The sequence below is a fragment of the Streptomyces sp. NBC_01268 genome, from assembly GCF_036240795.1.
In the GTDB taxonomy this organism is placed as follows: domain Bacteria; phylum Actinomycetota; class Actinomycetes; order Streptomycetales; family Streptomycetaceae; genus Streptomyces.
The window spans coordinates 3,027,107-3,040,596 of sequence record NZ_CP108454.1 but is presented as its reverse complement, the minus strand read 5'-3'; the positions used below and the strand labels follow the sequence as shown (position 1 = coordinate 3,040,596).

Annotated in this window: 13 protein-coding genes and 1 tRNA gene; 6 read left to right on the top strand and 8 right to left on the bottom strand. The window is 72.6% G+C overall.

The window, feature by feature from the left end; all coding sequences use genetic code 11:
• Window positions 1–19: 19 nt before the first annotated feature.
• Window positions 20–895, top strand: a complete 876-nt coding sequence (locus OG309_RS13415) for a spermidine synthase (RefSeq protein ID WP_329420818.1) — start codon at window positions 20–22, stop codon at window positions 893–895.
• A 203-nt stretch (window positions 896–1,098) separates the two neighbouring features.
• Here the strand turns inward: OG309_RS13415 and OG309_RS13410 are convergent, their stop codons facing one another.
• Window positions 1,099–1,695 carry a hypothetical protein gene (locus OG309_RS13410; RefSeq protein ID WP_329420817.1) on the bottom strand — a complete coding sequence of 199 codons (597 nt, stop codon included), beginning with the start codon at window positions 1,693–1,695 and terminating at the stop codon, window positions 1,099–1,101.
• A gap of 34 nt (window positions 1,696–1,729) precedes the next feature.
• Here OG309_RS13410 and OG309_RS13405 point away from each other — a divergent pair, with 34 nt between their 5' ends.
• The 3 genes from OG309_RS13405 (at window position 1,730) to OG309_RS13395 (ending at window position 5,505) form a co-directional block, all read left to right on the top strand.
• Complete coding sequence (locus OG309_RS13405) at window positions 1,730–2,431, top strand: response regulator transcription factor (protein ID WP_329420816.1); 702 nt, start codon at window positions 1,730–1,732, stop codon at window positions 2,429–2,431.
• Window positions 2,428–3,831: a HAMP domain-containing sensor histidine kinase gene (locus OG309_RS13400; RefSeq protein WP_329420814.1), complete on the top strand. Its 1,404-nt coding sequence runs from the start codon at window positions 2,428–2,430 to the stop codon at window positions 3,829–3,831. Before OG309_RS13405 ends, OG309_RS13400 begins: the two co-directional genes overlap by 4 nt.
• A 171-nt stretch (window positions 3,832–4,002) precedes the next feature.
• The gene (locus OG309_RS13395; RefSeq protein WP_329420812.1) at window positions 4,003–5,505 is read left to right on the top strand and encodes a cellulose binding domain-containing protein; all 1,503 of its coding nucleotides are present in this window, start codon (window positions 4,003–4,005) and stop codon (window positions 5,503–5,505) included.
• A gap of 153 nt (window positions 5,506–5,658) precedes the next feature.
• On the opposite strand, the gene OG309_RS13390 is transcribed toward OG309_RS13395, so the two are convergent.
• From OG309_RS13390 to OG309_RS13370, 5 genes are all read right to left on the bottom strand, one after another.
• On the bottom strand, window positions 5,659–6,408 hold the full coding sequence (locus tag OG309_RS13390; RefSeq protein WP_329420811.1) for an alpha/beta fold hydrolase: 750 nt from the start codon (window positions 6,406–6,408) through the stop codon (window positions 5,659–5,661).
• A gap of 486 nt (window positions 6,409–6,894) precedes the next feature.
• Window positions 6,895–6,967 (bottom strand) — tRNA-His (locus tag OG309_RS13385).
• A gap of 105 nt (window positions 6,968–7,072) precedes the next feature.
• Window positions 7,073–7,675: an oligoribonuclease gene (orn, locus tag OG309_RS13380; protein WP_329420810.1), complete on the bottom strand. Its 603-nt coding sequence runs from the start codon at window positions 7,673–7,675 to the stop codon at window positions 7,073–7,075.
• A 144-nt stretch (window positions 7,676–7,819) separates the two neighbouring features.
• A complete protein-coding gene (locus tag OG309_RS13375) occupies window positions 7,820–8,992 on the bottom strand; it encodes a helix-turn-helix domain-containing protein (protein ID WP_329420808.1) in 1,173 nt (390 codons plus the stop codon).
• 307 nt (window positions 8,993–9,299) lie between these two features.
• Window positions 9,300–9,641, bottom strand: a complete 342-nt coding sequence (locus tag OG309_RS13370) for a hypothetical protein (protein ID WP_329420806.1) — start codon at window positions 9,639–9,641, stop codon at window positions 9,300–9,302.
• Between the two features lie 318 nt (window positions 9,642–9,959).
• On the opposite strand from OG309_RS13370, the gene OG309_RS13365 reads away from it, so the two are divergent.
• Entirely contained in the window at window positions 9,960–10,481 is a 522-nt protein-coding gene (locus OG309_RS13365) for a universal stress protein (protein ID WP_329420805.1), read from the top strand.
• Window positions 10,482–10,633: 152 nt separating this feature from the next.
• Window positions 10,634–11,197, top strand: coding sequence for a GPR1/FUN34/YaaH family transporter (locus tag OG309_RS13360; protein WP_329420803.1), 564 nt, complete (start codon window positions 10,634–10,636; stop codon window positions 11,195–11,197).
• 134 nt (window positions 11,198–11,331) lie between these two features.
• On the opposite strand, the gene glmS is transcribed toward OG309_RS13360, so the two are convergent.
• Together glmS and OG309_RS13350 are read right to left on the bottom strand one after the other, a co-directional pair.
• Window positions 11,332–13,149: a glutamine--fructose-6-phosphate transaminase (isomerizing) gene (glmS, locus tag OG309_RS13355; protein WP_329420802.1), complete on the bottom strand. Its 1,818-nt coding sequence runs from the start codon at window positions 13,147–13,149 to the stop codon at window positions 11,332–11,334.
• 43 nt (window positions 13,150–13,192) lie between these two features.
• The gene (locus tag OG309_RS13350) at window positions 13,193–13,468 is read right to left on the bottom strand and encodes a hypothetical protein (RefSeq protein ID WP_046907141.1); all 276 of its coding nucleotides are present in this window, start codon (window positions 13,466–13,468) and stop codon (window positions 13,193–13,195) included.
• Window positions 13,469–13,490 lie beyond the last annotated feature (22 nt).

Sequence of the window (13,490 nt, the reverse complement as noted above, 5' to 3'; positions counted from 1 at the left end):
CCGGCCGGCTGCGCCGATAATGGGGCACGTGGCCAGGAACAAGCAGCGGGAACGGGCGGCAGCGGCCGTCGCCGTCGTCGAGACCGTCGACGGCGGGCTCGCCGAACTCATACCCGACCGGGAGCGGCCCCGCGGCTGGACGCTGCTGATAGACGGCGCCCCGCAGTCGCACGTCGACCTCGACGATCCCGCGCACCTCACCTTCGAGTACCAGCGGCGCCTCGGGCACATCGCGGATCTCGTCGCCCCGCCGAACCGGCCGGTCCAGGTCGTGCACCTCGGCGGCGGAGCCTTCACCCTGGCCCGGTACATCGCGGCCACCCGGCCCCGCTCCACCCAGCAGATAGTGGAGCTCGACGGGCCCCTCGTGCAGCTGGTCCGCCGTGAGCTGCCGCTCGACACCACCGCCCGGATACGGGTCCGCTCCACCGACGCCCGGGCCGGGCTCGGCAAGGTGCAGGACGGCTGGGCGGACCTGATCATCGCCGACGTGTTCAGCGGGGCCCGTACGCCCGCGCATCTGACCAGTACGGAGTTCCTGGCCGAGGTGCGGCGGGTGCTGCGGCCCGGCGGCTTCTACGCGGCCAACCTCGCCGACGGCCCGCCGCTGGCCCATCTGCGCGGCCAGGTCGCGACCGCCGCCACCGTCTTCCCCGAGCTCGCCCTCACCGCGGACCCGACCGTGCTGCGGGGCCGCCGCTTCGGCAACGCCGTGCTGCTCGCCTCCGACCAGGAGCTGCCGGTGGCCGAGTTGACCCGGCGGGTCGCGACCGACCCGCACCCCGGGCGGGTCGAACACGGACGGGCGCTCGTCGACTTCGCCGGCGGCGCCGCACCGGTCACCGACGCGAGCGCCAAGCCCTCGCCCGTACCGCCCGCGTCCGTCTTCCGCTGAGGCCTCGGGGCCACCGCCCCAGGGCGCCCTAGGGCCTGTCGTCAAACTCCCGCCTGCCCCGCGACGCCTGGCACGTGCTCTCGCCGCACCGGGTGAAAGTCCGAGTACGTCCAGTACGAGGGCTTCCACCCGGCACGCCGAGAGCACGCAGCAGACGCCGCGGGGCCGCCCTTCGGGCGACGACGGGAGTGTGACGACAGGCCCTAGGTGGCGCGTTCCTCGATCTCCACGCGGGGCGCGGTGTCGTGCCAGAGGCAGAAGACCGAGATCTCCCGGCCGTCCTTGGTGAAGGTGACCCGGATCCACGTCGTCTGCTTCCACACCTGCATCTGCCAGCCCGACTCGGGGGTCGCGTTGACCAGCTCGGCCGAGGACGCACCGATGTCGAAGACGGCCCGGCCGCCGTCGGTGCCGTAGCTCTTCACGTTCCCCGTGCTCCCGGCGCCGCCGCCCGAGCCCGACGCGCCGCTCGTCCCGCCCGTGCCACCGGGGGCGCTCGTCGCGGTCCTCGGGCTGGTGGGGCGGTGCGACGGGGGCGTGGCCGGCGAGGACGGCGGCCGGGAGGTGGCCGGGGGTGCCGGCGGGGGCGTGGTGGGGGAGCCGGTGGTGCGCGTCGAGGAGGCGAGCGGGTCGGAGCCGCCGGCCGTGCTGACACCGGTCGGGATCGGCAGGGCGCGCGGCGGGTCGTAGACCGTGCCGGCGAGCACCGTGTGCACGCCCCACCAGGAGAGCGTGACCGCGCCGCCCGTGGCGAGCGACCACGCCAGCGCGTGAACCAGACCTCTTCGCATCCGGCTCATACTGCCATCCCCCGGATGGCGTACGGTGCGGGCCATGGCAAGTGTGCTCGTGGTCGAGGACGACCAGTTCGTGCGCTCCGCCCTCATCCGGCATCTGACCGAGGCGTCGCACCTGGTGCGCAGCGTCGGCACGGCCCTGGAGGCGCTGCGCGAGGTCGCCCATTTCCGTTTCGACGTGGTCATCCTCGACCTCGGACTGCCCGATCTGGACGGGTCCGAGGCGCTGAAGATGCTGCGCGGCATCACCGACGTACCGGTGATCATCGCGACCGCGCGCGACGACGAGGCGGAGATCGTCCGGCTGCTCAACGACGGCGCGGACGACTACCTGACCAAGCCCTTCTCCGTGGAGCACCTGTCCGCCCGGATGGCGGCGGTGCTGCGCCGGGCCCGGTCCTCGGCGGGCGAGGTGCCGCCCCCGCGGGAGATCCGGGTCGGCGGGCTCGCCATCGACCCGCTGCGCCGCCAGGCGGCCCTGGACGGCACCCCGCTCGACCTGACCCGGCGGGAGTTCGACCTGCTCGCCTTCCTGGCCGGCCGCCCGGGGGTGGTCGTGCCACGCAAGGAGCTGCTGGCGGAGGTGTGGCAGCAGTCCTACGGGGACGATCAGACCATTGACGTACATTTGTCATGGCTACGACGTAAGTTGGGTGAAACGGCCGCCCGGCCCCGCTATCTGCACACCCTGCGCGGGGTGGGCGTGAAGCTGGAACCGCCGCTGGAGCCGCTGCCGTGAGATGGGCACTGGTCAAGGTGTCGCTCGCCGTCACCGCCATGGTCGTCGTCGCGTTCGCCGTGCCGCTCGGCCTGGTCGTCAAGGAGATGGCCAGGGACCGGGCGTTCTCCAACGCCGAGCGCCGGGCCGCCGGACTCGCGCCGGTCCTCGCGATCACCACCGACCGCGAACAGCTGGACCGGGCCGTCGCCACCACCGACGACGGGGCCGAGGGCCGGCTCGCCGTGCACCTCCCCTCGCCCGGCGAACCCGGCGCCGAGGGCGTCGAGATCGGCACCCGGCGCGCCACCGACGAGAGCCTGGCCACCACCCGGGCGCTGGGCCGGGCCACCATCGCCGAGGTGCCGGGCGGCTCCGTGCTGCTCCAGCCCACCGCGGTCAGCTCCGGACAGGTCGCCATCGTCGAACTCTTCGTCCCCGAGGGCGAGGTCAGCAACGGCGTCGCCACCGCCTGGCTGGTCCTCGCCGCCGTCGGGATCGCCCTCATCGTCGGCTCCGTCGCGGTCGCCGACCGGCTCGGCGTGCGCATGGTCCAGCCCGCCCAGCGCCTCGCGCGCGCCGCCCACGAACTGGGCGAGGGCAAGCTGGGCGCCCGGGTCCCCGAGGAGGGCCCGCCGGAGCTCAAGTCCGCCGCCACGGCCTTCAACTCGATGGCCGACCAGGTCGTGCAGCTCCTCGCCAACGAACGCGAACTCGCCGCCGACCTCTCCCACCGGCTGCGCACCCCGCTGACCGTGCTCCGGCTCAACGCGGCCTCGCTGGGCTCGGGTCCCGCGGCCGAGCAGACCCGGGCCGCCGTCGAACAGCTGGAGCGCGAGGTCGACACGATCATCCGCACCGCCCGCGAGGCCAAGCCGCAGACCCAGCCGAGCGCGCCCCTGGCCGGCTGCGACGCCTCCGAAGTGGTGCGCGAGCGGATGGACTTCTGGTCGGCGCTCGCCGAGGACGAGGACCGCAAGGTGCGGGTCGCGGGCATCGAGCGGCCCGTCCGCATCCCGGTCGCCCGGCCCGAACTCGTTGCCGCGCTCGACGCGCTGCTCGGCAACGTCTTCCGGCACACCCGGGTGGGCACCGCCTTCTCGGTCGACGTCCACAACGGGGACGACGCCGTCATCATCCTGGTCTCCGACGCCGGCTCCGGCATCGCCGACCCCGCCGCCGCGCTCGCCCGCGGCAACAGCGGCGGCCGGGACGGCTCCACCGGCCTCGGCCTCGACATCGTGCGCCGCATGGCGGAGTCCACCGGCGGCGACGTACGCATCGGGCACTCGGTGCTCGGTGGCACCGAGGTGCGCATCTGGATCGGCCTCGACGGCCGCCGCTCCGCCGACGGCAGGAGCCGCGGCCGCCGCCGCGCCGAGTCGGGCGCGGGGCGCCGCGGACGGCGCCAGAAGGCCTGACGGGCGGCGGGCGGGACCCCAACCTTTCGGCTTCCCGATGCCTCCCTTAAGCGGAGCCTAAGAATCCTCAACCCTGGCCTCCTTGTGGGCCTTTGTCCGTTTCCCTGTCGCTAGCGTGCTGCCGCACCCCCCGCCACACCCCCACCCCCGGCACGCAGAGGCAGGCACGCGATGGGCACCAGTTCGCACCGGCGCAGGACGAGCGGCAGGACCAAGGCGGTCGGCGTGGTCGTCGCCGCCGCGGTGATCGGCGGTGCCGCCTTCGCGCTCACCGGAACCGCCCAGGCCGCCACCGTCGGCGCCGCCTACACCAGGACCAGCGGCTGGACCGGCGGCTACACCGGCCAGTACGTCATCACCAACGAGACCGCCGCCCCGCAGTCCGACTGGACCCTGGAGTTCGACCTGCCCGCCGGGACCGTCATCGGCTCCCTCTGGAACGGCGACCACACCGTCTCCGGCCGCCACGTCACCGTGAAGCCCGCGAGCTGGAACCGGCAGCTCGCCCCCGGCCAGTCCGTCACCGTCGGCTTCGTCACCTCCGCCACCGGCACCGCCGGCGACCCGGTCGGCTGCCTCATCAACAAGGCCGCCTGCTCCGCCGGAGGAGCCACCCCCACCCCGAGCGGCCGCCCCACCGGACAGCCCACCGCCACCGCCGCCCCCACGGCCACGGCGACCCCCACCAGGACGGCAACGCCCACCCAGAGCGCCACCCCCACGGCGACCGCCACCGTCACCCCGTCACCCACCGCGACGGCCACCACCCCGCCCGGCACGGGCGCCGCCCGGTTCGCCCCCTACGTCGACACCTCCCTCTACCCCTCGTACGACCTGCTCGCCACCGTCGCCCAGACCGGCGTCAAGGAGTTCAACCTCGCCTTCGTCACCTCGGGCGGCAGCTGCGCGCCGCTGTGGGGCGGCGTCACCGACCTGGCTTCCGACAAGGTCGCCGCCCAGATCGGCGCCCTGCGGGCCAAGGGTGGTGACGTCCGGGTCTCCTTCGGCGGCGCGGCCGGCCACGAACTCGCCCTGAACTGCTCCTCGTCCACCGCGCTGGCCGCCGCGTACGGCAAGGTCGTCGACCAGTACAAGCTCACCAAGGTCGACTTCGACATCGAAGGCGCGGCCCTCCCGGACACCGCCGCCAACACCCGCCGCTCGCAGGCCATCGCACAGCTCCAGAAGTCCCACCCGGGCCTGAACGTCTCCTTCACGCTGCCCGTCATGCCGGAGGGCCTCACCCAGCCCGGCGTGGACCTGCTGGCCGACGCCAAGCGGAACGGGGTCCGCGTCGACGCCGTCAACATCATGGCGATGGACTACGGGCCGGCCTACAGCGGCGACATGGGCCAGTACGCCGTCTCGGCGGCCACCGCCACCCAGGCCCAGATCAAGGGCGTCCTCGGGCTGTCGGACACGGCCGCCTGGAAGGCCGTAGCCGTCACCCCGATGATCGGCGTCAACGACGTCGCCTCCGAGGTGTTCAAGGTCGACGACGCCACCCAGCTGGTGGACTTCGCGAGGTCCAAGGGCATCGGCTGGCTGTCGATGTGGTCCTCGACCCGCGACAAGCAGTGCGCGTCCGGGGCGGTCGGCTACGCCGACCCCACCTGCTCCTCGATCCTCCAGCAGCCCTACGCCTTCACCCAGGCCTTCGGCGCCTACAAGTAGCCCCGGGTTCCCCGAGTTCCCCAGAGCGCCCCAGCTCACAGGACCCGGCTCGAAGGCCCCACGCCCCCACGCTCCCCCACACCGCGCGCTCCGGCCGGATCCCACCCCCACCACCGGCCGGGGCGCGCACCCCTTCCCGGGGGCGTCGACGGATCAGCCCTCCAGCTCCTCCAGGAACTCCACCGTCAGCTTTCCCCACGTCGCCGGGTTCTCCGCGAACGGGGCGTGTCCCGTGGCCAGTTCGGCCAGGCGGGCGCCCGGGATGCCCGCGGCCACCGCGCGGTGCAGGGCGGGGGAGACGAGGCGGTCCTCGGTGGTGGATATGACGAGGGTCGGCACGCCCACCCGGGGCAGGTCCCCGCGCACATCCGCCCGGGTCACCAGGTCGGCGTGGTCCGGCGTGCCCGCCGGGAGGGACTCGGCGGCGAGCCGGACGACGCCCTCGACGATCTCGGGGCTCATCGGGTCGAGCATGGCCGGGCTGAACACGAGCGTCACCAGGAGACGCGCCACCAGCTCGTGCTGCCCGCTCTCGGCGAGGTCCCGCCACAGGCAGGAGGCCTGCCGCAGTGCGTGGTCGGCCCGGGCGAAGGGGGCGGTGAGCGCCAGCCCGGTCACCCGCTCCGGGTGGCGCGTGGCGGCGCGGACCGCGACGGTCGTGCCCAGTGAATACCCCGCGACGGCGAAGCGCTCGACGCCCGCCGCGTCTGCCTCCGCCACCAGGCCGTCGGCGAGCGCGTCCAGGTCGAGCGGGGCGGTGGCGCGCGGTGCGGTGCCGGTGCCGGGCAGGTCGAAGCCGACGACCCGGCGTCCGCCGGAGGCCAGTGCGGTGCGGATCGGGCCGAAGTGGGAGTCGGTGCCGCCGCCGGAGCCGTGGGCCAGGAGCAGGGTGTGCGCGGTCATGGAAGTCCCCCCGTGGGTGAGCCGTGCGCGAGCCGGGTCAGGGCCCGCACATCCGTAGCGAACGCTATGGAATCAGCGAGGACCTCACCGTATCAGATTCCCTAACGCCCGCTACAGAACCGTCTCCGCCCTGTGGACAACGCCCCCGCCGCCCGGCCTCCGCCTCGGCGAGGAGGTCGAGTTCGGTGTCGTACGCGGCCCGCACCCTGTCGTCGGCGATCTTCATCTGGGCGCCTTCGAGGAGCGGGTCGAGCCGCTGTGCCGCAGGTGAATGCATATGAAGATGTCGGACATGTGGGGAAGTTGGCAGTGGGGGCGTCGCGGAAGCCGCCGCCTCGCCCGAAAGAGTGATCGGCCGTGACCGCCGAAGACGCCGACGGTGAGGGTGGGGGTGACCGGACGGGTGGGCGGACCTTCCCGCCGGGCACGACGCGGCGGGGAACGCCGAAGGCCCCGGTTCTTTCGAACCGGGGCCTTCGGTATCAGGGTGAGTAACGGGACTCGAACCCGCGACATCCTGGACCACAACCAGGTGCTCTACCAGCTGAGCTATACCCACCACGACCGGCGGTTTTCCCGAAGGTTTCCCCGACCGGCCGAGAAGAAGTCTACAGGGTGTTTGAGGGTGCTCGCGCCCGCGTTGTTCGAAGGGCGCGAGCAGGGCTCATTCCGCGGGTACGACGTGCTTGGCGGCGATCTGCTTCGCGGTCTCCGAGTCGGGGCCGGGCTGCGGGACGAAGACCGCCTCGCGGTAGTAGCGCAGCTCCGCGATGGACTCGCGGATGTCGGCGAGCGCCCGGTGGTTGCCGTTCTTCTCCGGACTGTTGAAGTACGCCCTCGGGTACCAGCGGCGGGCCAGCTCCTTGATCGAGGAGACGTCGACGATCCGGTAGTGGAGGTGCTTCTCCAGGGCCGCCATGTCGCGGGCGAGGAAGCCGCGGTCGGTGGAGACCGAGTTCCCGCACAGCGGGGCCTTGCCGGGCTCCTTCACGTGCTCGCGGATGTAGGCGAGCACCTGGGCCTCGGCGTCGGCGAGGGTGGTGCCCCCGGCGAGCGCGTCGAGGAGGCCGGAGGACGTGTGCATCTCGCGCACGATGTCCGGCATCGTCTCCAGGGCGGCGTCCGGCGGGCGGATCACGATGTCCACGCCTTCGCCGAGCACGTTCAGTTCCGAGTCGGTGACCAGTGCGGCCACCTCGATGAGTGCGTCGTCCGTCAGCGAGAGCCCGGTCATCTCGCAGTCGATCCACACCATGCGATCGTTCATGCGTCCTACCTTAGGGGGTGTCCTGGGGATCAAGGGGATGCCCGGGGAGCGCCCGGGGCATGCCCGACGGGCCCCCGGGGAGGTGTCCCGGGGGCCCGTCGGTCTTCTCGGTGCGCGGCTCGTGGCAGCGCGGTACGGGGCGGCCTACGGCGCGCTGCGCTGACCCGGCAGGGCCGGGCGGCCGTGGGCGAAGGCGTCCGCCGGCAGCTTGCCCGGCTCCAGCGGGCTCAGCGGGCGCCGCGGACCGGCGGCGACCTGTGCCGGCACGACCGGGTCGAGGACCGAGGTCCCGCCGTCGCCCTGCGGACGCCTGGCCCGGTACGCGGCCCGGTAGGCGGCCGGCGAGGAGCCGAGCTGGCGCCGGAAGTGGCCGCGCAGCGCCACCGGGGAGCGGAAGCCGCAGCGGCCCGCGACCTCGTCGACGGAGTAGTCGGAGGTCTCCAGGAGCCGCTGTGCCTGGAGCACCCGCTGGGTGATCAGCCACTGCAGCGGGGCGGAGCCCGTCAGCGAGCGGAACCGGCGGTCGAAGGTCCGCCGTGACATGTACGCGCGGGCAGCCAGGGTCTCCACGTCGAACTGCTCGTGGAGGTGCTCCAGGGCCCAGGCGACGACCTCGGCCAGCGGGTCGGCGCCGATCTCCTCAGGTAAAGACCTGTCGAGGTAGCGCTCCTGACCGCCGCTGCGCCGCGGCGGGACGACCAGTCGGCGCGCCAGGGCGCCCGCGGCCTCCGTGCCGTGGTCGGTCCGCACGATGTGCAGGCAGAGGTCGATGCCGGCCGCCGTGCCCGCGGAGGTCAGCACGTCGCCGTCGTCGACGAAGAGCTCCCGCGGGTCCACGTGGACCGACGGATAGCGCTTGGCGAGCGTCGGCGCGTACATCCAGTGCGTGGTCGCCGGGCGGCCGTCGAGCAGGCCGGCCGCGGCGAGGACGAACGCCCCCGTGCACAGGCCGACGATGCGCGCGCCCTCCTCGTGCGCCCGGCGGAGCGCTTCGAGCGCTTCCGGGGGCGGCGGCGAGGTGATCGAGCGCCAGGCCGGCACGACGACGGTGCCGGCGCGGCTGATGGCCTCCAGGCCGTACGGCGCGGTGAGTTCGAGTCCCCCTGTGGTCCGCAGGGGGCCGTCCTCGCCGGCGCACACGAGGAGCCGGTAGCGTGGCACCCCCGCGTCCTGACGGTCGATGCCGAACACGGAGAGCGGGATGGAGCTCTCGAAGATGGGCCCACCGCTGAACAGCAGTACCGCGACGACTTCGCGACGGCGGCGTCCGGACAGCTTCCGTACCGCCTCCGGTGCGACGGAGTGGTCCTGGCTCATGACGCTAAGCCCCCCTCGGTGTTGGCGTCTCCCTGGTCGTGTCGCTGTGCCACGTTTCCCCTCGGTTTTGCACAAGACCCCAGTCTTCGGTACCCATGATCGAATCTACTGCGTCCCGTGGCGCCGGGGTGACAAGTTCTCCGCCCGGCGGATTGTCGACATGGGCACTTGGCGTGAAGCGTTCGATCGGTCGACCCAGTCCAGAGCGGTGCAGCCAAGCGCTACACGGGTTGAGCGGTCTTCGGCCAGAGGGTCACCGGTACCCGGAACTTGGCTGAAAACATATGGGAATCGCCGTACGACCCTGTCAACTCCGAGGGTGTCCGGAGTCAGTACGCGGGCGTACGTGCTCGGCGCGCAACCCATTTTCCGAGCGCCGGAGCAGCACCCGGCAGGCCGCCGTCACGGCGGCGAGCCCCAGGGCGGTGCCGGCGGCGCCGCCGAGCGAGGTCCCGTAGACCACCAGGACGACCGGGACGAGGGCACAGCAGAAGACCGCCCAGCGCATCACGTCGCTCGCCGCGTCCGGCCCCGGGCCGCCCGGCCCCTCCTCCGGCGCCCGCCGGTGCCCGCGCGGGGCGGGGGTCCGGGCGGCCCGGGAGGGGGTGTCGGCGGGGGCGGCTGGGCGGGCGGCTGAGGGTGCGGGCACGGGCGGACTCCCTGCGACGGTGGCGTGACCTGTGGGAACGAGGAACGGAACGTTCCGGTCACTGCGGGGGGCGTCCGTTTGGCCCCCGTGCCGACACCTGTAGGGCACAAGCGGCATTGCGCTACGGCGCGGGGCTCGTGCATGCTCCCTGGAACGCCTACGGGCGCCCGGTGGCACACCTGGGCACGAGAGGAGTGCCGCCGTACCCTTGGGGGTATGGGCTTGGGAAGATGATTCCCGGACACAGCTCCGCCGCCAACCGTTGTTCCGCTCTCCCCTTCCGTCCCTCCCAAGAGGACTCTCTTCGCCGAGACACCGATGGCCGGTCACGAATTCCCCGAACCCGCGGACCGCAAGCGCGTCGCCGACTCCACGGTCGACCCCCTCGCGGTGGAACAGCCACGTCACGCCTGCGATCCGGCCTTCCGGCACGGCGTCGTCGTCGGCTTCGACGGCTCCACGTCCAGTGAGCGCGCCCTCGCCTACGCGATCGGCATGGCCCGCCGCTCGGCGTCGGGCCTGATCATCGTGCACGTCGCCAACCGGTTGCCCACCACGGTGTGGGCCGGCTGCGAACCGCCGGTCTTCGTCGACGTGCCGGACCACCGCACCGAGGTCCTCGGTCTGGAGCTCGCCTGCGCCGAGCACCTCTCCGAGGTGCCCTGGATCCTGGTCGAGCGCGGCGGGGACATCTGCCACGAGCTGGAGGAGGTCGGCCGGGAGTACTCGGCCGACGCGATCGTGGTCGGCTCGACGCACGGCATCGTGGGGCGGATCTTCGGCTCGGTCGCGGGGCGGCTCGCCCGGCGGGCCCAGCGCCCGGTCATCGTGATCCCGTAGCGGCCCGTACCACCCGCCTCTCCCCCAACTCCCTTGATCCGGCCAATATTTCGGCCTTCCTCAGGTGAATTGTGCGCTTGTGAAGGGTAGATAAAGGCCACCGGAACAAAGTGGCCCAAGCAGCACAACTGCGCACTTGAAGGGAGCCCGCCGTGTCCAATGAAGCCGCCGCGGGAAACACCACCTCCACGCTCGGAAACCTCGCCCTCGGACTGACCCTCCTCGCCTTCGGGATCGGCTCCACCGGCGTGCTCGACCACGTCGGCCCCGCCGACGCCGCAGGTCTCGCCACCTTCGTCGGCGGCGTCGCCCTGTTCCTCGTCGGCCTGCTCGCCCTGCGCGCCGGCGACGGCGGTACGGGCACGGCGTACGCGGCGCTCGGCGCCTTCTGGTTCACCTGGGGCACCGGCGTCGGCGGCGACGGCTCGTCCGAGGCCGCAGGACTCTTCCTGCTGCTGTGGGCGCTGCTCGCGCTCACCCTGACCCTCGCCGCCGGTGGCAGCGGGCTCTTCGGACAGGGCGTGTACGGGCTCCTGTTCGTCGCCCTGCTGCTCCTCGGCATCGGTGCCCTCGCCGACAACGCGGGCCTCGGCAAGGCGGGCGGCTGGGTGGCCGCGGTCGCCGGACTCGCGGCCTGGTACGGCGCCACGGCCGCGGTGGCGGGCTGGCCCACCTCGGTGGCCCGCGCGGGCCGCGGGGCGGCCGCCGCGAGCTGAGCACCCGGCAGGAGTACGAAAGCAGCGGTCCCCGTGCACCTGGGATGCACGGGGACCGCTGTGGTGTCCGGCCGAGCCTCGTGGGGGACAGGCCCACGAGGTGCGGGGCTCCGGGGGACAGGCCCGGGGCGCCGCTACTCGACCGTGACGGACTTGGCCAGGTTGCGCGGCTTGTCGATGTCGCGGCCCATGGCGAGCGCCGTGTGGTAGGCGAGGAGCTGGAGCGGGATGCCCATCAGGATGGGGTCGAGCTCGTCCTCGTTCTTCGGCACGACGATGGTGTGGTCGGCCTTCTCCTGGACCTGGTGCGCGACCGCGAGGATGCGGCCGCTGCGGGCCTTGATCTCCTCCAGGGCGGCGCGGTTCTTCTCCAGGAGGTCGTCGTCGGGGACGATGGCGACCGTCGGCAGGGCCGGCTCGATGAGGGCGAGCGGGCCGTGCTTCAGCTCGGAGGCGGGGTAGGCCTCGGCGTGGATGTAGGAGATCTCCTTCAGCTTGAGGGAGGCCTCCAGGGCGACCGGGTAGCCCCGGACGCGGCCGATGAACATCATCGACTGGGCGCCGGCGTACTCCTTGGCCAGCTTCTTGATCTCGTCCTCGCTCTTGAGGATCTCCTCGATCTGGCCGGGCAGCCTGCGCAGGCCCTCGATGATCCGCTTGCCGTCGGTGACGGACAGGTCGCGGATGCGGCCGAGGTGCAGGGCGAGCAGCGCGAAGGCGACCACCGTGTTGGTGAAGCACTTGGTGGAGACGACGCAGACCTCGGGGCCGGCGTGCACGTACACGCCGCCGTCGGCCTCGCGGGCGATGGCGGAGCCGACCACGTTGACGACGCCGAGGACGCGGGCGCCCTTGCGCTTGAGCTCCTGGACGGCGGCCAGCACGTCGTAGGTCTCACCGGACTGGGAGACGGCGATGTACAGGGTGTCGGGGTCCACGACCGGGTTGCGGTAGCGGAACTCGGAGGCCGGCTCGGCGTCGGCGGGGATGCGGGCCATCGACTCGATGAGGCCCGCGCCGATGAGGCCGGCGTGGTACGAGGTGCCGCAGCCGAGGATCTTGATCCGCCGGATGGAGCGGGCCTCGCGGGCGTCCAGGTTGAGGCCGCCGAGGTGCACGGTGGAGAAGCGGTCGTCGATCCGGCCGCGCAGCACGCGGTCGACCGCGTCGGGCTGCTCGGAGATCTCCTTGTGCATGTACGTGTCGTGGCCGCCCATGTCGTACGAGGCGGCCTCCCACTCCACGGTCTCCGGGGTGGCGGTGGTGGACGCGCCCGTCGTCGTGTACGTACGGAAGTCGTCGGCCTTCAGGGTGGCCATCTCGCCGTCGTCGAGGGTGACGACCTGGCGGGTGTGGGCGATCAGGGCGGCGACGTCGGAGGCGACGAACATCTCCTTCTCGCCGATGCCGAGGACGACCGGGGAGCCGTTGCGCGCCACCACGATGCGGTCGTTGAAGTCGGCGTGCATCACGGCGATGCCGTAGGTGCCCTCGATGTGCTTGAGCGCCTCGCGGACCTTCTCCTCCAGCGAGTCGGCCTGGGAGCGGGCGATCAGGTGGACGATGACCTCGGTGTCCGTCTCGGAGGCGAAGACGACGCCGTCGGCCTCCAGCTTGGCGCGGAGCTCCTGGGCGTTGTCGACGATGCCGTTGTGGACGACGGCGACCTTGTTCTCGGGGTCCAGGTGCGGGTGCGAGTTGACGTCGCTCGGCGCGCCGTGGGTGGCCCAGCGGGTGTGGGCGATGCCGGTGGTGCCGTTGAAGCGCTTGGGGACGCGGGCCTCCAGGTCGCGGACCCGGCCCTTGGCCTTCACCATCTTCAGGCCGGCGGCCTTCGGGCTGGTGATGACGATGCCCGCGGAGTCGTAACCCCGGTACTCCAGGCGCTGCAGTCCTTCGAGCAGCAGGGGGGCCACGTCACGCCTGCCGATGTAACCGACGATTCCGCACATAAAGGTGTCAACCCTCCAAGGTCAGTGAGTGTGCCCGGCCGACTCAGCCGTAGACGATGCGGCGCAGCTGCCGGAGGGAGAGCTCCGGAGGCGCCACCGCGCGGTGCGGGAGTTCGCCCGCGATCCGCTCGAAGATCTCGGCGTTGACGGAACCGCCGGACTGCAGCTCGCGGTGGCGGCGCCGCACGAACTCCTCGGTCGACTCGTCGAAGTACGCCAGCACGTCGAGCACCACCCGGGCGGCCTCACCGCGCTGGAGCGCGGTGCTGCGGACCAGATGGTCGATGAGGTCGTCGTGCGACGGTCGGCGTTCGAGCACCCGTGAATACTGAGGGGTACCC